This is a genomic window from Virgibacillus xinjiangensis (assembly GCF_042643145.1).
In the GTDB taxonomy this organism is placed as follows: Bacteria; Bacillota; Bacilli; order Bacillales; family Amphibacillaceae; genus Virgibacillus_O; species Virgibacillus_O xinjiangensis.
This window is the reverse complement of the sequence record NZ_JBHRSA010000034.1, coordinates 104,477-124,705: the sequence shown is the minus strand read 5'-3', so window position 1 is coordinate 124,705 and position 20,229 is coordinate 104,477. Positions and strand designations below refer to the sequence as shown.

The 20,229-nt window shown below is 44.7% G+C and carries 22 protein-coding genes; 2 read left to right on the top strand and 20 right to left on the bottom strand.

Translation table 11 applies throughout. The features are described from left to right. Positions 1 to 95: 95 nt before the first annotated feature. The 13 genes from ACFOGI_RS08595 to smc form a co-directional block, all read right to left on the bottom strand. The gene (locus ACFOGI_RS08595) at positions 96 to 866 is read right to left on the bottom strand and encodes a ribonuclease HII (protein ID WP_390271421.1); all 771 of its coding nucleotides are present in this window, start codon (positions 864 to 866) and stop codon (positions 96 to 98) included. A gap of 81 nt (positions 867 to 947) precedes the next feature. Beyond that, complete coding sequence (ylqF, locus tag ACFOGI_RS08590) at positions 948 to 1,790, bottom strand: ribosome biogenesis GTPase YlqF (RefSeq protein ID WP_390271419.1); 843 nt, start codon at positions 1,788 to 1,790, stop codon at positions 948 to 950. Between the two features lie 9 nt (positions 1,791 to 1,799). Next, a complete protein-coding gene (gene lepB, locus ACFOGI_RS08585) occupies positions 1,800 to 2,363 on the bottom strand; it encodes a signal peptidase I (protein WP_390271417.1) in 564 nt (187 codons plus the stop codon). Between the two features lie 162 nt (positions 2,364 to 2,525). Beyond that, positions 2,526 to 2,870: a 50S ribosomal protein L19 gene (gene rplS, locus ACFOGI_RS08580; RefSeq protein WP_390271416.1), complete on the bottom strand. Its 345-nt coding sequence runs from the start codon at positions 2,868 to 2,870 to the stop codon at positions 2,526 to 2,528. Positions 2,871 to 3,025: 155 nt separating this feature from the next. Next, positions 3,026 to 3,760, bottom strand: a complete 735-nt coding sequence (gene trmD, locus ACFOGI_RS08575; protein ID WP_390271414.1) for a tRNA (guanosine(37)-N1)-methyltransferase TrmD — start codon at positions 3,758 to 3,760, stop codon at positions 3,026 to 3,028. Beyond that, positions 3,760 to 4,284, bottom strand: coding sequence for a ribosome maturation factor RimM (gene rimM, locus ACFOGI_RS08570; protein WP_390271412.1), 525 nt, complete (start codon positions 4,282 to 4,284; stop codon positions 3,760 to 3,762). The genes trmD and rimM overlap by 1 nt, the downstream gene beginning before the upstream one ends. Before the next feature lie 11 nt (positions 4,285 to 4,295). Next, entirely contained in the window at positions 4,296 to 4,685 is a 390-nt protein-coding gene (locus ACFOGI_RS08565) for a YlqD family protein (RefSeq protein WP_390271410.1), read from the bottom strand. An 84-nt stretch (positions 4,686 to 4,769) separates the two neighbouring features. Then, a complete protein-coding gene (locus ACFOGI_RS08560; RefSeq protein ID WP_390271408.1) occupies positions 4,770 to 4,997 on the bottom strand; it encodes a KH domain-containing protein in 228 nt (75 codons plus the stop codon). Between the two features lie 17 nt (positions 4,998 to 5,014). Beyond that, the gene (rpsP, locus tag ACFOGI_RS08555; RefSeq protein ID WP_390271405.1) at positions 5,015 to 5,284 is read right to left on the bottom strand and encodes a 30S ribosomal protein S16; all 270 of its coding nucleotides are present in this window, start codon (positions 5,282 to 5,284) and stop codon (positions 5,015 to 5,017) included. A 77-nt stretch (positions 5,285 to 5,361) separates the two neighbouring features. Then, the gene (gene ffh, locus ACFOGI_RS08550) at positions 5,362 to 6,705 is read right to left on the bottom strand and encodes a signal recognition particle protein (RefSeq protein WP_390271403.1); all 1,344 of its coding nucleotides are present in this window, start codon (positions 6,703 to 6,705) and stop codon (positions 5,362 to 5,364) included. A gap of 13 nt (positions 6,706 to 6,718) precedes the next feature. Next, the gene (locus ACFOGI_RS08545) at positions 6,719 to 7,036 is read right to left on the bottom strand and encodes a putative DNA-binding protein (protein ID WP_390271400.1); all 318 of its coding nucleotides are present in this window, start codon (positions 7,034 to 7,036) and stop codon (positions 6,719 to 6,721) included. A gap of 78 nt (positions 7,037 to 7,114) precedes the next feature. Further along, positions 7,115 to 8,110, bottom strand: a complete 996-nt coding sequence (ftsY, locus tag ACFOGI_RS08540; RefSeq protein ID WP_390271398.1) for a signal recognition particle-docking protein FtsY — start codon at positions 8,108 to 8,110, stop codon at positions 7,115 to 7,117. Between the two features lie 14 nt (positions 8,111 to 8,124). Then, a complete protein-coding gene (gene smc, locus ACFOGI_RS08535; protein ID WP_390271396.1) occupies positions 8,125 to 11,691 on the bottom strand; it encodes a chromosome segregation protein SMC in 3,567 nt (1,188 codons plus the stop codon). Between the two features lie 138 nt (positions 11,692 to 11,829). Between smc and ACFOGI_RS08530 the strand changes: the two genes are divergently transcribed. Continuing rightward, a complete protein-coding gene (locus ACFOGI_RS08530; protein ID WP_390271394.1) occupies positions 11,830 to 12,054 on the top strand; it encodes a DUF1128 domain-containing protein in 225 nt (74 codons plus the stop codon). A gap of 59 nt (positions 12,055 to 12,113) precedes the next feature. Here ACFOGI_RS08530 and rnc read toward each other — a convergent pair whose 3' ends face one another. From rnc to recG, 7 genes are all read right to left on the bottom strand, one after another. Beyond that, the gene (gene rnc / locus ACFOGI_RS08525; RefSeq protein WP_390271392.1) at positions 12,114 to 12,797 is read right to left on the bottom strand and encodes a ribonuclease III; all 684 of its coding nucleotides are present in this window, start codon (positions 12,795 to 12,797) and stop codon (positions 12,114 to 12,116) included. 76 nt (positions 12,798 to 12,873) lie between these two features. Continuing rightward, complete coding sequence (gene acpP, locus ACFOGI_RS08520) at positions 12,874 to 13,107, bottom strand: acyl carrier protein (RefSeq protein ID WP_390271390.1); 234 nt, start codon at positions 13,105 to 13,107, stop codon at positions 12,874 to 12,876. Positions 13,108 to 13,148: 41 nt separating this feature from the next. Continuing rightward, a complete protein-coding gene (fabG, locus tag ACFOGI_RS08515) occupies positions 13,149 to 13,889 on the bottom strand; it encodes a 3-oxoacyl-[acyl-carrier-protein] reductase (protein ID WP_390271388.1) in 741 nt (246 codons plus the stop codon). Continuing rightward, positions 13,889 to 14,824, bottom strand: coding sequence for an ACP S-malonyltransferase (gene fabD, locus ACFOGI_RS08510; RefSeq protein WP_390271386.1), 936 nt, complete (start codon positions 14,822 to 14,824; stop codon positions 13,889 to 13,891). Before fabD ends, fabG begins: the two co-directional genes overlap by 1 nt. Further along, entirely contained in the window at positions 14,821 to 15,831 is a 1,011-nt protein-coding gene (plsX, locus tag ACFOGI_RS08505) for a phosphate acyltransferase PlsX (RefSeq protein WP_390271384.1), read from the bottom strand. Before plsX ends, fabD begins: the two co-directional genes overlap by 4 nt. Before the next feature lie 3 nt (positions 15,832 to 15,834). After that, positions 15,835 to 16,407: a transcription factor FapR gene (gene fapR / locus ACFOGI_RS08500; protein WP_390271383.1), complete on the bottom strand. Its 573-nt coding sequence runs from the start codon at positions 16,405 to 16,407 to the stop codon at positions 15,835 to 15,837. A gap of 182 nt (positions 16,408 to 16,589) precedes the next feature. Continuing rightward, complete coding sequence (recG, locus tag ACFOGI_RS08495) at positions 16,590 to 18,623, bottom strand: ATP-dependent DNA helicase RecG (protein WP_390271381.1); 2,034 nt, start codon at positions 18,621 to 18,623, stop codon at positions 16,590 to 16,592. A gap of 209 nt (positions 18,624 to 18,832) precedes the next feature. Here recG and ACFOGI_RS08490 point away from each other — a divergent pair, with 209 nt between their 5' ends. Beyond that, complete coding sequence (locus ACFOGI_RS08490) at positions 18,833 to 20,119, top strand: NCS2 family permease (protein ID WP_390271379.1); 1,287 nt, start codon at positions 18,833 to 18,835, stop codon at positions 20,117 to 20,119. Positions 20,120 to 20,229: the final 110 nt, after the last annotated feature.

Sequence of the window (20,229 nt, the reverse complement as noted above, 5' to 3'; positions counted from 1 at the left end):
CCTATTGTATAAAAAAACTGCACATTTCACAACTTATTGAAAAAACTATTTGTAATCGTTCTCTCTGGGATTTTCTCCCACTTTTCCTGATCCTTTCATCCATTCAGATCTTTGACTGGAGCAAAAGACCTTCGATGAAAAGGTGTGCTCCCGTGTTCCTGTAGCGCCTTCATATGATGCTTGGTTCCATAGCCCATGTTTGACGCAAAGTCATACATCGGATATTGTTTGTGCAGTTCTCTCATTTTCTCATCTCGTGTCACTTTGGCAAGCACACTCGCTGCAGCTATAGAAATACTTTTACTATCTCCTTTTACGAGCGACTCCGAACTGTAAAGATATCCCTCCAGTTCCATTGCATCAATTAACAAGTGATCCGGAGCAGGTTCGAGTTGAGATACCGCCTCTACCATTGCCTGTTTGGCCGCTTCGTGTACATTGATCTTATCAATTTCCTCATTGCTGATGATGGAGATGCCATAACTAACTGCCTGTTCCTTGATCATTTCACAAAACACTGTTCTTGATGATTCGGTTAGTTGTTTAGAATCATTCAATCCCAGCAATTTAAAATTTTCGGGGAGTATGACAGCTGCAGCCACGAGCGGTCCAGCAAGGGGGCCTCTGCCTGCTTCATCTATTCCCGCTATGTATCTTTTGCCAGCTGCCCGGGCCTTTCTCTCATACAAACCCATTTCATGAAATTTATTCTCCAGCTGAAGTTCCGTCTGTTTTTCTCTTTCATACGCTTTCACGAGTTGTTGGACACCTTTCCTGGTGTCACTTTTCAGTTCACAGACCTTCTGGTCGTCCAACTCCCCGGCAGCCAATAATTCTTTTAATACACGTATCGATTGCTTTTCCATAATGCACCTGTCTTTCCATGTAGCGATTGATTATGTAAGGTCAAGATAAACAGGCATCCATCAACGATGCATGCCTGAAAATTATACAGTTTCCAATGTCATTCGGCCAAGTCTTCCTGTACGAAGGTCCCTCAATATAATATCCGCCACTTTATCAAAGTTGACGCCACCCCCGCTTTCCAATGCTCCACGCTGCTTGCCGATGGAGGTGAAGACATCCCACATATCTTCCATATCGGCTTCGATCTGATATCTCTCTCTAAGTGCATCGGGATAAGCTTCCTGCATATAGTTTATGGCAAAAGCTGCAATATCTTGAAGTGAGAGCAGTTGGTCCTTGATGGTACCAATTGCAGCAAGCCTGTACCCTACTTGTTCATCCTCAAACTTAGGCCATAGGATACCGGGTGTATCCAGCAGTTCAAAATCCTTTTTGACTTTGATCCATAGTTGCTGTTTAGTCACTCCCGGTTTATCCCCGGTTTTTGCGATTTTTTTATTTACCAGACGATTGATCAACGTAGACTTGCCTACATTAGGAATACCGACGATCATTGCCCTCGACGGACGAGGTTGTATCCCCTTTTTCTTAAGTTTCTCCATCTTTTCGCGACCCATTTCCTTCGCAAGCTGTATGACCCGTTGGATATCCGACTTTTGGTTTACATCTACCGCAATAGCAGGAATTCCATGATTGTCGAAATGGGCGATCCATTTATCAGTTTGCTTTGGGTCAGCAAGGTCTTTCTTCATCATTACGATCATTTTCGGTTTGTTTTGCAACACTTGCTGAAGCATGGGGTTTTGCGAAGACACCGGTGTTCTGGCATCTACCAATTCCATTACAAAATCCACTAACTTCAATTTTTCTTCCACTTCCCGCCTAGCTTTCGCCATGTGACCGGGAAACCATTGTATAGCCATTATATCACCCTACTCTCCGACTAATTGTATTCGGTCTAAAGGCCAATAAATTAAACTGGCTTCACCGACGATTTCATCCATGGGAATGACTCCGAGCATGCGGCTGTCTGTTGAGTTGCCACGATTATCTCCTAAAACCAACAGATGCCCTTCCGGAACAGTCTCATGGTCTCCTGGGAGATTTTCCAAGGAAAAGTCCGTTGTATGCAGTTGATACATATCTTCTTTCTCCTCCATGAATGGTTCTTCTACAGGTTCACCGTCTATATATAACACATTGTCTTCATAAGCGACGTGCTCTCCCGGCAGGCCGATGACACGCTTAATAAAATCCTGCTGTGCTGATGCATGGAATACTACGATATCAAAACGTTCCGGCTCACTAACCTGGTAAATAAATTTGTTGACGATCATTTGATCTCCATTTTCCAGGGTAGGCAGCATAGATGGTCCGTCCACCACGATGGGGGCAAAGAAGAACATCCGAACCACAAATGCTAGGCCGAACGCAATCAGTAATGCTTTAACCCAGTCAAACCAGTCACTCTTTCCGCTCTTTTCTTTATCTGCCATGTGTTCCCCTCCGGCAACTGCAATTTTGCTCTAAACTATTGTAATCCAGCAATCCTTCGTCATTCAACTTTTCATGATATCTGTTTAAGTATACAAAAAGGAGCTTGTGCATATGTATGAACAAGCTCCTTTCCTTCCGCAATTTTTATCAAATTACATGGTTCAGCGACGTTCTTTGATACGAGCTGCTTTTCCACGAAGATTACGCAGATAATACAGTTTCGCACGACGTACACGACCACGGCGGGTAACTTCAATCTTATCAACCCGAGGTGAATGCAGTGGGAATGTACGCTCCACACCTACACCGTAAGAAATTTTCCTTACTGTGAATGTTTCGCTGATTCCACCGTTCTGGCGTTTGATGACAACACCTTCGAACACCTGGATACGCTCGCGGGTACCCTCAACAACTTTCACGTGCACTTTTAACGTGTCACCAGGGCGAAAGTCAGGGTGATCCGTACGTAGCTGATCTTTTGTGATGTCTGCAATAAGATTTTGCATTTGTTTCACTCCTTCCAAACCAATGTTCATGCTTCTCTATGGAACAGCGGAACATCGTTTCTACGACTCAGGAATCTCCCTGAGCACAACAATTAATATACCATAATCACTCAGATAGTTCAACCGATTCCTGCATCATTTATGCAATCTAAATCTTATGGCTCCCTTTTGATGTCTTCCAGCATCCGTTGGTCCTCTTCCGTTAAATCGAATTGCTCCAACAGGTCGCTTCTGCGTTGGTATGTTCTTCTTAAAGACTCTTTTTTTCTCCATGCGGCGATTTTTGCATGATCGCCTGACAATAGAATATCCGGCACCTTCATCCCCCGGAAGTCTGCTGGGCGTGTATACTGTGGATGCTCAAGAAGGCCAGTAGAAAAAGAGTCCTCCGGGGCAGAAGATTCATTGCCGAGAACGTCAGGCAACAGACGGACAACACTATCCACAACAACCATCGCTCCAAGTTCTCCACCTGTCAGGACATAATCACCAATAGAAATTTCATCGGTAACCAAATGTTCACGGATTCTTTCATCATACCCTTCATAGTGCCCGCAAATGATAATGAGATGTTCTTCTTTAGCCAGGTCCTCAGCCTTGCTCTGACTGTATGGCTCTCCTTGGGGACACATGAGAACAATGCGTGGTTTCGTGCTGTTTTGCCTGGTTACACTCTCTACGGCATCGAACACCGGCTGCGGGGTCAGCACCATTCCAGCGCCCCCTCCATACGGATAGTCATCAACCTTTTGATGTTTATTTGTGGTATAGTCTCGGAAGTTCACTAAATTATATTGATACTTTCCTTTTTCATGTGCCTTTTTGAGAATGGAAGAATTAAAAACACCGGAAATCATTTCTGGAAAAAGCGTCAAGATATCAATTTGCATTAGTCAAGCAGTCCTTCCATCGGTTCGATTACCACCTTTTTTGCTTCCACATCGACATCCTTGACCACATCCTCAATATAAGGGATAAGGATGTCTTTCCCTTTCTTCTGTTTGACTACCCAGACATCATTCGCACCCGGGGAGAGAATTTCCTTTACTACCCCGAGTTTGTCTCCAGTATTATCGGTAAACACCTCACAGCCGATGATTTCATGATAATAGAATTCATTTTCTGCCAAATCTGTCAACTGTTCTTCCGATATTTTCAGGAATTTCCCTTTGAACTGCTCTACATCATTAATATTTTCATACCCTTCCAACCTTACCAGATCAAATCCTTTATGCTGTTTATGGGAACTGATGGTGAAAGATTCAGGCATACCATCGCTCGCACTTTCACCTTCCATATATACAGTCTGCCCCTTCATAAAACGCTCTTCAAAATCACTGATGCGCAAGACCTTCAGGTCGCCGCGTATACCGTGTGTGTTTACAATTTTTCCAATATTATACATGTTGGTCATATTATCACCTGCTACTTGTCAATTCGATGTACCACACCATCCTTGATGATGATGGCATGTTCCTGAGTGATTTGTTCCCAATGCGCTCCAATTTCCACCTCAACAAGAGCTTCAACTTCTGTCTCGGTGATTTCACTGCCCATTTCCAGCATGTCCAGCTGGTCTATTTTAAAATCAATCAGCTTCATTTTATCTTTTCTTTCATCTATTTCCTTTTGAAAACGCTGATGTACCTCCTGTTTGGACACACCTGGTTTATTTTGCAGCTTCCTCTGTTCAAATCTGAGCTGTTGACACTCTTGTTCAAGCCGCATTTTTGTCTTCTGGAAGTTCTCATGGATTTTTCCTTTGCTATTCTCAGTGACAACTTGTTTGACAGGAACCTTCTTGATTATTTTCACGATATTTTCCTCACCTCACAGCATATCAGGAGCGAACAGAAGAACTATGTGTAAAAGGGAAAGAGGTCTTCACCTCTTTCCCTTTTACATAATATCCAAATAAATTCGTTGGTTTTCCCTGCTTCTGGCGGCATAAACCACCGTACGTATTGCCTTGGCAACCCGTCCATTCTTGCCGATCACCTTTCCCGCATCATTCGGATGTACCGTCAGATGGTAGACAGTTCCTTTATCTTCTTCTCTTTCCGATACAGCGACATCATCCGGGTGATCAACCAATGGCCTTACAATTGTTTCAATCAGGGCTTTCACGAAATCACACCACTTTACTATTGGTTTTTCTGTTCGTGGAATTTCTTCATGATGCCTTCTTTTGAAAATAGATTGCGGACTGTATCACTTGGTTTAGCACCTTTTGTCATCCAATCAAGAGCTTTATCTTCATCTATTTTAACTTCAATTGGATTAACTACAGGGTTATACGTTCCAATCTGCTCAATAGAACGACCATCACGTGGAGCACGTGAGTCAGCAACTACAATGCGGTAGAAAGGATTCCTTTTGGACCCCATACGCTTTAAACGAATTTTCACTGCCATGTCTTGCACCTCCAATAAATGTTTATCACAAGTTTAGATTCTAACAGAAACTTTTGTGTCTGTAAAGTGTTTTTCCATTACATGAATGGAAAGTTCATTCCTTTTCCTTTTTTCCCTTTTTGCATATTGGTCATCTGCTTCATCATTTTCTTCATTTCCTCGAACTGCTTCAGGAGGCGGTTGACCTGGGAAACAGATGTCCCCGACCCCTTGGCGATACGCTTTTTGCGGCTAGCGTTCATTAAGCTCGGATCTTGACGCTCTGCTTTGGTCATGGATTGGATGATTGCCTCTACATGGGCCAGCTGTTTCTCATCAAGCTGAGCATTTTTGAGCCCTTTCATTTTGTTGGCACCCGGGATCATCGACATCAGTTCATCCAGCGGTCCCATATTTTTCACTTGCCCCATTTGCTCGAGAAAATCATCGAAAGTGAAGGACATATTACGCATTTTTTCTTCCAGATCCTTCGCCTGCTTCTCATCCACATTAGTTTGTGCCTTTTCAATCAAAGACAGTACATCACCCATTCCGAGAATACGGGAAGCCATACGTTCCGGATGGAAGGGTTCAAGCTGGTCTAATTTCTCGCCCATACCAGCAAATTTAATCGGCTTGTCTGTAACAGTCTTTATCGAAAGCGCTGCACCACCACGAGTATCTCCATCCAGTTTTGTGAGGACGACACCGGAGATATCCAACTGTTGGTTAAAACTCTCTGCTACATTGACAGCGTCCTGTCCGGTCATGGCATCGACCACGAGAAATATTTCCTGTGGTCCTACAGCATCCTTGATTTGTTGCAGTTCATCCATCAGGTCGTCATCCACATGCAGGCGACCTGCAGTATCAATTATCACATAATCATGATGTGCTTCTTTCGCACGTTCTACTGCCTGTTTGGCAATATCCACTGGATTCGCCTCAGTCCCCATGGAGAACACGGGCATTTCCAACTGGCTGCCTAATGTCTCCAGCTGATTGATCGCAGCAGGCCGGTAGACGTCTGCAGCAACCAGCAAGGGGGAGCGATTATGTTTTTTCCTTAGATGATTGGCAAGTTTTCCAGTGGTCGTTGTTTTACCCGCACCTTGAAGACCAGCCATCATAATTACAGTAGGCGGGCGGTCAGCAACGGCAATCTTGCTCTGCTCCCCGCCCATCAGTTCCGTAAGTTCTTCTTTCACCACTTTTATTACCTGTTGGCCAGGTGTGAGGCTTTCCATCACTTCCTGTCCCACAGCCCGTTCCTTGATACGCTTAATCAAGTCTTTAACGACTTTAAAATTCACATCGGCTTCCAATAGGGCCAGGCGGACTTCTCGAGTCATTTCCTTTACATCCTGCTCTGATACCTTCCCTTTGCCTGTAATTTTCTTGATCGTTCCCTGCAATCGTTCGGCAAGTCCTTCAAATGCCATAGAAGGTGCCCCCCTAATCTAATTCTTGTAATTGGTTGATAATCTCCTGTGCATCATCGTCCTTTACCTTGTCTTGGAGTTTAGACATAAGGTTGGAACGCTTTTCAAACTTATCATATAGGTGGAGTTTCTCTTCATATGTCTCCAGCATTGCTTCTGTTCTCCGTATATTGTCATACACAGCTTGGCGGGAAACCTGGAATAGCTCGGAAATTTCACCAAGTGAATAATCCTCCAGATAATACATTTCCATATAATTCCGCTGTTTGGGTGTAAGCAGTGCTTGATAGAAATCAAATAGATAATTGATACGTGTCGTCTTTTCCAGCAATCCTTCCACCCCTTGTTAAGTGAATTCACTTTACGTTTAATCATAACGGAGTAATTGTCATACTGTCAAGTTAGCTCCTTACTCTTCATCTTCCAACATATCGGCAAACAGACCATAGACAAACGCCTGTGCATCAAACTCACGCATGTCTTCCACTTGCTCACCAAGACCCACATATTTTACCGGTATTTTCAACTCATTCCGGATGGCCAGTACGATGCCACCTTTAGCTGTACCATCAAGCTTGGTCAATACAATGCCGGACACGTCAACAGCCTCAGAAAATGTCTTAGCCTGGAGAAGGGCATTTTGCCCCGTTGTAGCATCCAATACGAGCAGCACTTCATGAGGTGCCTCCGGAATTTCCCGTTCAATTACCCGCTTGACTTTGGACAGTTCATTCATCAAGTTCACCTTGTTTTGCAGGCGGCCTGCTGTATCACAGATCAATACATCTGCATTTCTCGATTTGGCTGCCTTGATACCATCAAAAATTACTGCAGCAGGGTCACTCCCCGCTCCTTGCTTGATGACATCGACTCCGGCGCGCTCCCCCCATACATCAAGCTGTTCAATGGCACCAGCACGGAAGGTGTCTCCGGCAGCCAACACGACCTTCTTGCCCTCTTCTTTCATCTTATACGCAAGTTTCCCGATGGATGTTGTCTTTCCAACACCGTTGACTCCCACTACCAATATAACAGACAGTTCCCCTTCCTGGAGGTTCAGTGTTTCAGGCTCTTCTTCTTCCTCCTCGTAATAGATTTCCACGAGTTTCTCTGAGATGACGTCCTTCATATTTTTTGTGTCTTTGATATTCTGCCGTTTCACTTCCATTTCCAGTTCTTCAATAAGATCCATCACCGTTGTTACCCCAACATCAGCGGAGATCAGTACTTCTTCCAATTCTTCAAAGAACTCCTCATCGACTTTCCGGTAGCGCGCAATCAAGTCATTGATTTTCCCAGTAAACGAATTGCGGGTCTTTTTCATTCCTTCTTTATACTTCGTGGATGTCTCTTCATTTTCCTCTGATTGAGTGAATCTGCTTTTCAATTTATCCATAAACTTCATTCGTCATTTCCTCCTTATGTTTCAATAAGATCCTGTGTCTCCTCCAGCCTGACAGATACAAGACGGGAAACACCGGATTCCTGCATTGTTACGCCATATAATACATCGGCCTCTTCCATGGTGCCTTTGCGGTGGGTAATGACAATGAACTGGGTTTTTTCACTGTACAGCTTTACATATTTTGCAAATCTGGCAACATTGGCCTCGTCCAACGCTGCTTCCACTTCATCCAGCACGCAAAATGGCACCGGACGGACGCGCAGGATGGAAAATAGTAAAGCTATTGCCGTCAAGGCACGCTCTCCACCTGAGAGTAGCCCAAGATGCTGCAGTCTTTTCCCTGGCGGTTGGGCAATGATTTCCACTCCAGTGTCAAGAATGCTTTCTGGATCTGTAAGCTGGAGCTCTGCATGTCCCCCGCCGAATAATTGTTGGAATACTTCGGTGAATTCCTCTCTGATCTGATTGAATGTCCCCTGGAAAAGGTTCTTCATCTCTTCGTCCATCTCAGCGATGACAGTATGAAGAGTACCCTTGGCTGCTGTTAGATCGTCCCTCTGCTCCGTCAAGAAATCATACCGCTCACGGACTCGTTGATATTCCTCCACAGCCCCCAAATTGACGGTCCCCAACTGTTCAATCCTTTGCTTCAGCCGATCGACCTCTGCTTGTACAGATGCTATATCATCTGTCTGCGGATAGGATTCATTGGCCTTTTCAAAGGTGATCATATATTCGTTTTCCAATCTGGTCAGTCGATTATCTAATTCAACATCCAATCGGTTCACATGTACTTCCTTCTGCTGAATGGAATTGGTTATACCTTGAAGCCTGACTTCTTCTTCCTTCAATCGATTTTTCTGGATGTGCATCTCCTTTGTAAGCTGGCCTCGTTCCTGTTTCCTATGTTCAATATCTTCTTCTGTCTGCTGCTTTTGTACTTTATTGTACTGAATGCTTCTCTCCAGTTCCTCTTCTGTCACAGGTGTCTCATTCACATCATTCAAGTTTCGCAGCTCTTGTGAATATTCATCATACTGTGCTTCCATTTCCTCTAGTTGCAATTGGAGTGTCTTCGTCTTTTCCAGTTGGTTTTTTCGGCGCTCTTCCTGCTCTGCCAATTCTACCTGCCTATCATGTAGTTCCTGTTGTATATTCTCTTTGTTTTCCTGAAAACCGGCTTCTTGTTCAGTCAATCGGCTTATTTCCTGTTCGGCGGCCTCCAAATCACTAGCCAGCTTTTCCAGGTCTTGTACGAGATTCTCTTCACGCTTAACGAGCTGTTTGATATCCTGCTCAAATTGTTGCTTATCCTGATCATAAATGGAAAGGTTTCCGTCCAGTGAGTTCTTTTTCACTTCCAGCTCCTTGTAGGAGGATTCGAGTTTATTCAAGGAATGACGGGCAGCAGATGAATCCGCTTCTTCTGTATCCAACTGCTTTTCCAGTTCTCCGATCTGCCTTTTCTGCTGCTGTACCTTCCGTTCGAAATCTTCCACCTTGCTTTGGTAATCAGCCAGTTTATTAGTTGCTTCCTCTAAATCTTTTTCTCGGGAAAACAGAGATTGATTTGTTTTTTTACTTGCTCCGCCTGTCATGGAACCGCCCGGGTTTACCACATCTCCTTCCAGCGTGACTACCCGGTATCTGCCCTTGGTCTTTGCTGCAATATCATTGGCGTCTTTGAGGGTCTTGGCAATCAGGACGTGCCCCATCAAATGGTCGGCAACAATTTTATATGTGTTTTCCATGCTTACCAGGTCTGAAGCAACACCCACAAAACCAGAGTGTGATCGTACTTTGGCAAGCATGTCCCGGGTGACAAATCGTGCTTGGATGGAACCGAGGGGCAGGAATGTGGCACGGCCTTGCTTCATTTTTTTCAACCAGTTTATTGCATTTCTTGCGGCCTTATTATCGGTAACGACAATATGCTGTGCCTGTCCGCCAAGCACAGTCTCAATGGCTGTAATATAATCCTTCGGCACATTGGCCAGTTCAATAACTGCTCCGTGGATTCCATGGAGTGTCTGGTCCTCCCTTGCTTTCAGTACTGCTTTCACTCCCTGGAAAAAGCCCTGGAAGTCCTCTTTCATCTCTTCCAGCATTTCCTTCCGAGATTTCAATTTCTCAATATATTGATAGCCTTGAAACAGTTTTGCCTGGGCTTCCTCAAAAGCTGATCGTTTCGTATCCAAGTCTTTTTTCAGCTGGACGATTGTTGCATTCTTGCCTTTCACCAATCTGTCCTGCTTCAGCCATTCCGAATGGACACGCTGCAACTGACCTTCCAGTTCTTCACGCGAAGAAAGCAACCCTTTGAATTTCTCGGCCTGCATTGATTTTTTTCCGGATATTTGCTCCAGTTGCTGTTGTACAGACTGTCTTTCGTTCCGCTTAGCTGCCTGTTTATTAAGCAATTCAATATAATCCGATTTTCTATCTTCTATTTGTTCGGCAATGCTTTCCTTTCCGGCCCTCAGCTGCGCTCTTAGCTGCTGGATTTTCTCTCTGGTCTTATCTCTGGCCGTATCAAGGTCCGCCAATTTCTTGTTCTCTTTCACTACCTGATCATGTAGATTCCCGATCCGTTCTGCTGTCTGCTGTCTGTTTGCCTCCAATTCTGTTTTCCGTTCCCCAAAATGCTTGGTCCGTTCCTCAAAGAGCTGTTTTTGCCCTTCGAACTTTTCCAGATTCTGAGCTGCCTTCAACAGTTTGGTCTGCAGCGAATCAATATCATCATCCAAATTCTTCAATGTTTTTCTTTCCGTTTCAATTCGTTCACTTTTCTGTTGGATGGTCTTTTTAAGCTGCTGTTCCATTTTCCTTTCCTGTTCAAGTTCGGCCGACAAGTTTTTCCAGGATCCATGAAGCTTTGCAATCTCGGTGACTAAGAGGGTTATCTCCTTTTCCTTCAGTTCTTCTTTCCACTCCAAGTATTGCCGGGCTGCGTTCGCCTGCTGTTCGAGCGGACCTACCTGCTTTTCAATTTCATGGATGATATCCTCCACTCGATTCAGGTTTTCCTGTGTTTCCTCCAGTTTATACTCCGCTTTCTTCTTCCGCTGTTTATACTTCAATACGCCCGCAGCCTCTTCAAAGATCGTCCTTCTTTCTTCTGGCTTGGAGCTCAGGATTTCTTCCACCTTCCCTTGACTGATAATGGAGAAAGCTTCCCTGCCAAGCCCGGAGTCCATGAACAAATCCACTATATCCTTCAATCTGCATGATTGTTTATTGATATAGAACTCGCTTTCACCTGACCGATAAACTCTCCTGGTTACACTGACTTCTTCATATTCAAGAGGCAGGGACTGGTCATGATTATCAAGAACTAACGTAACCTCTGCGAAATTGAGTGCCTTCCTTGTATCACTACCTTGGAAGATGATGTCCTCCATTCTAGATCCCCGGAGGGACTTTACCGACTGTTCGCCAAGCACCCACCGTATGGCGTCGGTAATATTACTCTTGCCGCTGCCATTTGGTCCTACAACCGCTGTGACACCGGAAACAAAATCAACGTTTATTTTTTCGGCGAAAGATTTGAATCCTACGCTTTCCAGTTGTTTTAAAAACATATACATTTCTCCTATTTATTTACAAAAACCGTCGCATTACCAACATCTTCTCATTAAATTCTAAAAATTATTTGGCTTTTTACCGCATTTATTTTATCATAAAGTCAGAGACAAAAGAAGTACAGAGGGAGTGCTGGCATGACTTTAGAAAATGCGTCAAAAGAAAACATGAAAATTATACTGGATGGTCTTGCGGATAAATTAAACGTAGTGAACCGTACGCTGTTGGACCCTGAGGATTATGATCTCGAAAAATACGATGACTTGAAGTTCATGTATGATATGGTACAGCAAAAGGGCAGTCTCAGTGCAGCAGAGACTCAGGCCTTCATTGAGGAACTGCGGACCGTAAGAAAAGGGTAGGAAGGAAAATCATTTAGAGCAGAAAAGCTGGCATTCTATAAAATGCCAGCTTTTCTGCTCTAGTCATGATATTTATCAAGGGCCTTTTTAGCCGCACGTTGTTCCGCTTCTTTTTTGGTTCTGCCTATGCCTTCTCCTGAAACTTCATCATTTATAAAGACTTGGGCTACAAATTCTTTATTATGAGACGGGCCGATCTCTTTTACAATCTTATATTCGACGGCCATGCTCTTATACTGCTGGATCAGTTCCTGCAGTTGACTTTTATAATCCATCGCATGCGAAAAAGCACCTGTATTGATTTTAGGAAAGACATGCTCCTCCAGGAAATTCAAGGATATATCAAACCCCTGGTCGAGATACAGTGCTCCAAGGAAAGCCTCAAATACATCTGCCAGCAAGGCGGGTCTTCCTCTTCCCCCCGTTTGTTCCTCTCCTTTACCAAGAAGAATATGAGAGTCGAAACCGAGCTCACGGGCAAAATTCATCAAGGAAGGTTCACAGACGATGGCTGCACGCAGCTTCGTCATCTCCCCTTCCGGCATAGTTGCATTCTTCCGGAACAGGTACTGAGAAACTCCAAGTTCGAGGACCGCATCCCCAAGAAATTCGAGTCGTTCATTATCCTCATAATTTTCCTGCCGATGCTCATTCACATAGGATGAATGGGTAAAAGCCTGTCTCAGCAATTGATAGTCATTAAAAGTGATACCTAACTGCTCTTCCAGTTTCCGAGCATCCACTGGCGTCACCTCCGCTTCTTCCAATATACGGAAAGCCCCGCGAGTGCGAGACTTTCAAGTAATAAAAGGTGTTAGACTATTGTAAACTATTTATGTAGTTTACAGCGTCACCAACTGTATTTATTTTCTCAGCTTCTTCATCCGCAATTTCCATATCAAATTCGTCTTCAAGCTCCATCACCAATTCAACTACGTCCAGTGAGTCTGCCTCCAGGTCTTCTTTGAAGGACGCTTCCATCGTTACTTGGGATTCTTCCACATCAAGACGATCAACAATAATTGCTTTAACTCGATCAAATACGTCTGCCATCTTCATTCACCCCCTTTCAAGTTACTATGCACCGATATCGATTACATCACCATTCCTCCGTCGATATGAATGGTCTGTCCGGTAATATAATCTGCTTCCTCGGAAACAAGGAAGCGGACAACATTCGCAACACTCTCTGGCGTGCCCAATCTATTGAGGGGGATCATCGCCAGCATTTCCTGTTTCTGGTCCTCTGTCAACGAGTCGGTCATATCGGTTGTTATGAAACCCGGTGCCACGGCATTCACTAGAATATTCCGGCTGGCAAGCTCCTTGGCAGTTGTCTTTGTAAATCCGATCACTCCGGCTTTGGCGGCAGCATAATTTGCCTGCCCAGGATTGCCACTCACGCCAACTACAGAAGCTACATTGACAATTTTACCAGCTTTCTGCTTCATCATCTGTCTTGTCACAGCTTTCGTACAGACAAATACGCCTTTCAAGTTGGTGTTAATAACTTGGTCAAACTCGTCTTCTTTCATTCGCATAAGCAGGTTGTCCCTGGTTATACCAGCATTATTTATCAAAATATCCAGGCTGCCGAACTCTTTCGTCACCTGCTTGATCATCTCTTTTACCTCGGATTCATCAGCGACATCAGCCCGGATGGTCACTGCCTTGCCACCGAGCCCTTCAACTTCCCGAGCAACTTCTTTGGCTTTTTCTTCATTCCCAGCGTAATTGATGGCGACGTTCGCCCCCTTGCTCGCCAGCTCCAGGGCAATTGTGCGACCAATCCCACGTGAAGCACCTGTAACCAAAGCATTTTTTCCATCCAACATCAAGAATCCTCCCTGTACCATGTAATAAATTTGTCAAGCGAATCTGCATCCTGAACAGCAAAGGTAGGTGTCCGCCGGCTGATCTTCCGTACAAGACCACTGAGCACCTTGCCACTTCCCACTTCGACAAATGCTTCAACGCCTTGATCAATCATATGCCGGATTGATTCCTCAAATCGTACAGGGGAAAACAGCTGTTTGACCAGGAGATCCTTGATTTCTTTTTGATCTGTTACCGGCTGTGCGGACACATTAGCATACAACGGGATATTGGCACCCTTGATATCCACCTTCTCCAAATATCCGGAAAACTCTTCATTTGCCGGCTTCATTAGACGAGAATGGAATGGACCGCTCACATTCAGCGGCATCACCCGCTTGGCCCCTTTTTCCTTAAGGACCTCTCCAGCCTGCTCAATTCCTTCCACAGACCCTGAGATTACGATCTGTCCCGGGCAGTTCAAGTTTGCCAGGTCTGCAATATCCGTCACTTCATTCAAGCCCTCTTCTACTTCTTCCTTGGACAGTCCGAGGACAGCGGCCATGGTTCCTTTTCCTTTTGGAAAGGCCTGCTCCATGAGCCGCCCCCTTGTTTGGACAAGAGGAAGTGCTTCTTCAAGAGTAAGGGCTCCAGATGCAACCAATGCACTATACTCCCCCAGACTGTGCCCGACGGTCATTACAGGCTGAACCTCTTCCTTCAATAGGAGTGTATGGGCAGCTATACTGGACAATAACAGTGCCGGTTGGGCATTCTCCGTTTCGGTCAGCGTATCTTCTGGTCCCTCAAACATCAGGCGGGCAATATCCATATCCAAGGATTCACCGGCTTCCTTGTATAGTTCTTGGATGGAAGGATACTTATCATAGAAATCCTTGCCCATTCCAACTGTCTGGGAACCCTGACCAGGGAACATAAATGCTATCTTCTTCATTCGCTAGTCTCCTCCTTCTCCTGCCGAACTGATTCCATCGTCGACTTGATCGTATCGGCCACTTTATATTCCACCATGTGGCCGGCCTGTTTGATGGCATTATATATGGCTCTAGAGTTGGATGAGCCATGTGCCTTGATAACAGGGGCAGCCAGTCCAAACAGTCCGGCACCTCCGTATTCCGAGTAATCCAATTTCTTCTGAAGACCCTTCAGATCCTTCTTTACCATTCCGGCTGCAATTTTTGACTTCGTGGATGACATGAATGTCTCTTTGAGCATAGAAAACATGGTTAAGGCTGTACCTTCAATCGTTTTCAATGCTACATTCCCGCTGAAACCGTCGGTAACGACTACATCCGCTGCACCAGCAAGTATATCTCTAGCTTCAACATTACCAGTAAAATTTACCGGTGCTTCCTGCAATAGCTGGAAGGCTTTTTTAGTCAGTTCTGTTCCCTTGCCGTCTTCTGTTCCAACGTTCAACAGACCTACAGTCGGGTTGGAAATTCCCCGGACATGCTCTGTATAGATGGACCCCATCACAGCGTACTGAAGCAGGTGGTCAGGTTTTGCATCCACGTTCGCCCCCACATCAAGCAGCAGGAAACCTTTCCCATCGACTGTCGGCAGGGTGGGGCTCAGGGCAGGGCGGTCAATCCCAGGTATTCTCCCTACAACAAATAGGCCTGCACTCATCAAGGCGCCTGTATTTCCTGCAGAGATGCAGGCATCGGCCCTTCCTTCCTTTACTTCCTTGGCCATGAGCACCATGGATGCATTCTTTTTTCGTCGTACAGCCCTTACCGGTTCATCTTCCCCTGTAATGACCTCTTTAGTATGTAGGATTTTGATCTTTTCATGTTCTTTTGTATATTTATTAATCTCCTCTTCATCACCAATTAAAGTAATGGAGAGGTTGTCCATCTTGGAAACAGCATCCACTGCCCCAAGTACAATCTCCTTCGGGGCATGGTCCCCTCCCATGGCATCTATGGCCAATCTCATAAGTCATTCCCCTTTTTGATCATTTGACTGATACATATAGAAAGTTCCACTGAATACCTTCTCATTCTCTACAAAACTATCTACCTTCACCATAGTGAATCCTTTTTCATCAGTCCCCTCTACGTTAGCCTTTGCAACTACGCGTTCAGCCAGTTTCACCTGCCGGGTGAACTTCAAATCTGATTTAGCCGTTAAGGCCAGTTCATCATTGATTACAGCAACAGCGAGGGAATTGGCCTGTGCAAAGAGATGATGGCCCCTGGCAATGTTGTTTCGGGAAAAGACATGCTCCCGCCGAATATCCAAAATGGATATGGCTCGATGGTCGAGCTCAAGATCGATCACTTCACCAATAACTTCTTCCATGGGCAGAGCTTTTACCGTTTCATTCCAGCGGTTGCTGGCAACATGCTTGATTCTTTCCCTCAACTCGGGAATAGAAAGTTCCATTCGATCCAAGCGGATGGTCTGTATGCTGACGTCGAACATATCTGCCAGCTTTTCATCGGTGATAAACGGTGTCTCTTCAATCGTCTCCTTCAGCAACTTTTGACGTTCTGTTTTAGATTTTTTCATGTCTGACCCCATTTTAACTATTCCTAACCGAATATTATTTCCTTTGAACAGAGAGAATACGCTGTACAGCTAATCTGTGCAGGTGAACTGGTAAAGCGTCCGTACATTCCAAGAATAACTGAATTATGACTTGGTACTAGTAGTAATATATAATACGCTTTTTAAATATGCAAGCATTCCATTTAATCAAGCTTATCCGTCATAGAAAAATGCTCTTCCAGCCAACTCTTCAGTGGCTGGAAGTCGATGTCTTGGTCGAGAAGGCCACCTTCGATGATTTCTTCTGCGTCTTTCCGAGCTGTCTCTAATGCCCGGTAGTCGTGAACCATGTCAGCCACTTTGAATTCCGGCGCTCCACTCTGCTTCTTCCCGAAGAAATCTCCTGGTCCCCTGAGCTTCAAATCTTCTTCCGACAGTTCAAATCCATTGGTAGTCTCTGTCATAATCCTCATCCGCTCTTTCCCTGTCTCTCCTTTTGGGTCTGCTATTAAAATACAGTAGCTCTGCTTGTCGCCCCTTCCCACACGACCCCTCAGCTGATGGAGCTGAGAAAGACCGAAACGTTCCGCATCATAGATGATCATCGTGGTTGCGTTAGGAACATTTACTCCAACTTCCACTACCGTCGTGGAAACAAGGATCTGTATTTCATTTGCTGCAAATTTCTTCATAATGTCTTCTTTTTCCTCTGTACGCAGCCGTCCATGCATAAGACCTACCTTGATTTCGGGAGGGTAGAATTCTTCCAACTGGTGATAGAGGTCTACCGCATTTTGAATATCCAACTTATCTGATTCCTCGATAAGCGGACAGATGACATAAGCCTGTTCACCTTGTCTGATGTGTTTCTCCACAAACCCCAAGATCCTGTCGAGCATATTCTCTTTCGCCCAATATGTTTCGATCTCTTTCCTGCCGACAGGCATCTCATCAATGACAGAAACATCCATATCTCCAAAAGCTGTAATAGCAAGCGTCCTGGGGATGGGTGTAGCTGTCATGAACAAAACATCAGGGTCCAGCCCTTTTTCTTTTAAGATTCGCCGTTGTTCTACGCCGAACCTGTGTTGCTCATCAACGATTACCAATCCAAGATTTTGGAAGAAGACATCATTCTGTATAAGGGCATGTGTGCCGACAACGATGTCCGCTTCTTGCTTTTCGATTTGTTCCAATATTTCCTTCCGTTTCTTCCCTTTTACTGATCCTGTCAACAAAACAATGCGGGCATCGTCTCCAAATAACTCAGACAATGATTCATAATGTTGTTCGGCAAGTATTTCCGTCGGAACCATCAAGGCCCCCTGCTTGGATGCAGTAATGGCTGCAAACAGACAAATAGCAGCCACCGCTGTTTTCCCAGACCCTACATCCCCCTGAAGCAGCCGGTTCATCCGATAGGGAGACCTCATATCCTTCAGTATCTGCTCGAGGGACTTCTTTTGTGCTCCTGTCAAAGTAAATGGCAGGTGATTCATAAAGCTGGTTACTTTTTCCTCCAAGTAGTGCTGGGCATTGCCACGTGTTGCTTCCCGTTGTATTTTCCTCAACATTTGCATTTTCAGCTGGAACAGGAGGAACTCCTCATAGATGAATCTCCTTCGCGCATGTTTTAAAGCTGTTCTGCTTGCAGGAAAATGCATCGTATACAGCGCCGTCTTCCTTTCTGGCAGTTTATATGCCTGTAGATATCTCTGCGGCAATATTTCTTGAATGAGGTGGGAGAAATCCTTGAAACCATTTTCTACTGCTTTCTTTAGTTTATAGTTGGTCAAGTCCCCTTTTACGGAATAGATCGGTTGGATATCCTGCTGGGTCTCTGCTGCTCCTTTTTTATAATTGCTTACCGTTAGCTGCAACCGATGTGCATCCCATTTCCCGGCAAGCGTGACAATATCGCCAGCCTTTAACTGTTTTTTGGCAAACGCCCGATTGAACATAACAGCTTTGACGGCCACATTTTCTACATCCACGGTAAATGTGAGCCTTGATTTTTTTCTTCCATAAAAAGCGAGGGAAGGCTCATGGATGACCCTTCCCTCGACAGTAGCCTTTTCCTCATGGACCAATTCACTTAGCGGCTTGATTTCATACTGATCGTAACGGTTCGGGAAATAGTGAAGCAGATCTTCTACCGTATAAATATTCAAACTTGCCAGGTCCCCAGCAAGCTTGTCTCCTATACCTTTTATTTCTGTTATGTATTCGCCGATCATTTTTGATCACTCTCTCTATCCTTATAATGCAAAACAAGCCTTGCCCATCAAGTGCCTGAGACCTCATAACCCTTGATGTTCTTGGTTTGTATATTCAAGTTGTCTATTGTAAATTATAACAAATAATCGTATAATAATCATTTGTGGATTGTATAATTCTTTATACAATTGGGCGGGAGAGGGACAACAATATATAATGAGGAGATTACATGCCTTACAGCAAGAAGAACAATGATCTTCAGCCTGAAGGGAATCTTAAGGACGAACTAACGGCCGGAATTGTCGGCTATCTGACAATGGTCTATATTGTTGTCGTCAATGGCTCGATATTAAGTGAGGCTGGGATAACACTGGAAGCGGGAATGATGGCAACGATCCTCGCCAGTTTTCTAGGTACCCTGATAATGGGATGGTTTGCTAAACTGCCTCTGATTTTAATTCCCGGTATGGGGATCAATGCATTATTTGCCTATTCAATTGTAATAGGATCAGGTCTTACGTATCAAGAAGGGCTGACAGTTATTTTGATTGCAGCGATTATTTTCATGATCACTGCTTTCAGCAGGCTTGGGGTACTTCTACGGGATGCCATCCCTGATACCTTAAAGCATGGAATTACTGCTGGCTTGGGGCTGTTTCTAATCCTGATCGGACTGGAAAAAATGGGATTGGTCGTGAGTGGGAGCAGTTCAGTTATAGCAATTGGGGATTTCACCTCTCCCATCGTGATCGCTGGGATTATCACGCTATTCCTGGCAATCTTCTTGTTTATCCGGAATGTACCTGCCAACTTTCTCATTACCATGGTTGCAGGTACGGCCATTGCCTATTTGTTTGGTACAGTTGATATGAGTGCAGGTACCACCTTGGAAATCAACCCAGGGGAACTGTTGTTCATACCTTCCTTTACAGCGATAAATGAATTATCGTTCTGGTTGGCTGTTTTCCCTTTGGCGATTATCCTGATTTTCGAGAATATGGGAATTCTCCATGGGCAACTGGAAATGCTTGACCGGCACGAGCAGTACAAGCGTGCTTATCAGGTTACATCTTTCTCTACGTTGACCTGTGCTTTCTTCGGTACTTCGCCTACTGTTTCAGCTGCAGAAAATGCAGCAGTCATTGCATCAAAGGGAAAGACTGGTAAAGCAGCCATTACCGCTGCCCTGTTGTTTCTAGGAACCATCGTCATAATACCCTGGATTTCAATCATACCAGATACTGCAATCAGTCCGATTTTGATTATAGTCGGCATCTTGATGGCACAGAACCTCCGTCACATTCCATTGGATAACCTGGCTGAGGCGATGCCCGGATTCTTGATCGTTGTCTTGATACCATTCACTTACAGTATTGCAGACGGTATGGCTTTTGGATTCATTGCCTATCCAATCATAAAGCTGGCCCAGGGAAGACTGAAGGATCTGTCACCAACGCTGATGGTCATTTCCCTGTTATTTTTATTCGATTTAACCATAAAAGCGATAGGATTATAAAAAAGGATTTTCGGAAGCCTATGTTGCTTACCGAAAATCCTTTTTTTGCAGGGGAGAAAGGGAATTCAACCAGAATAGGCCTATGAAGCACGTTGACTTTTACACAGACC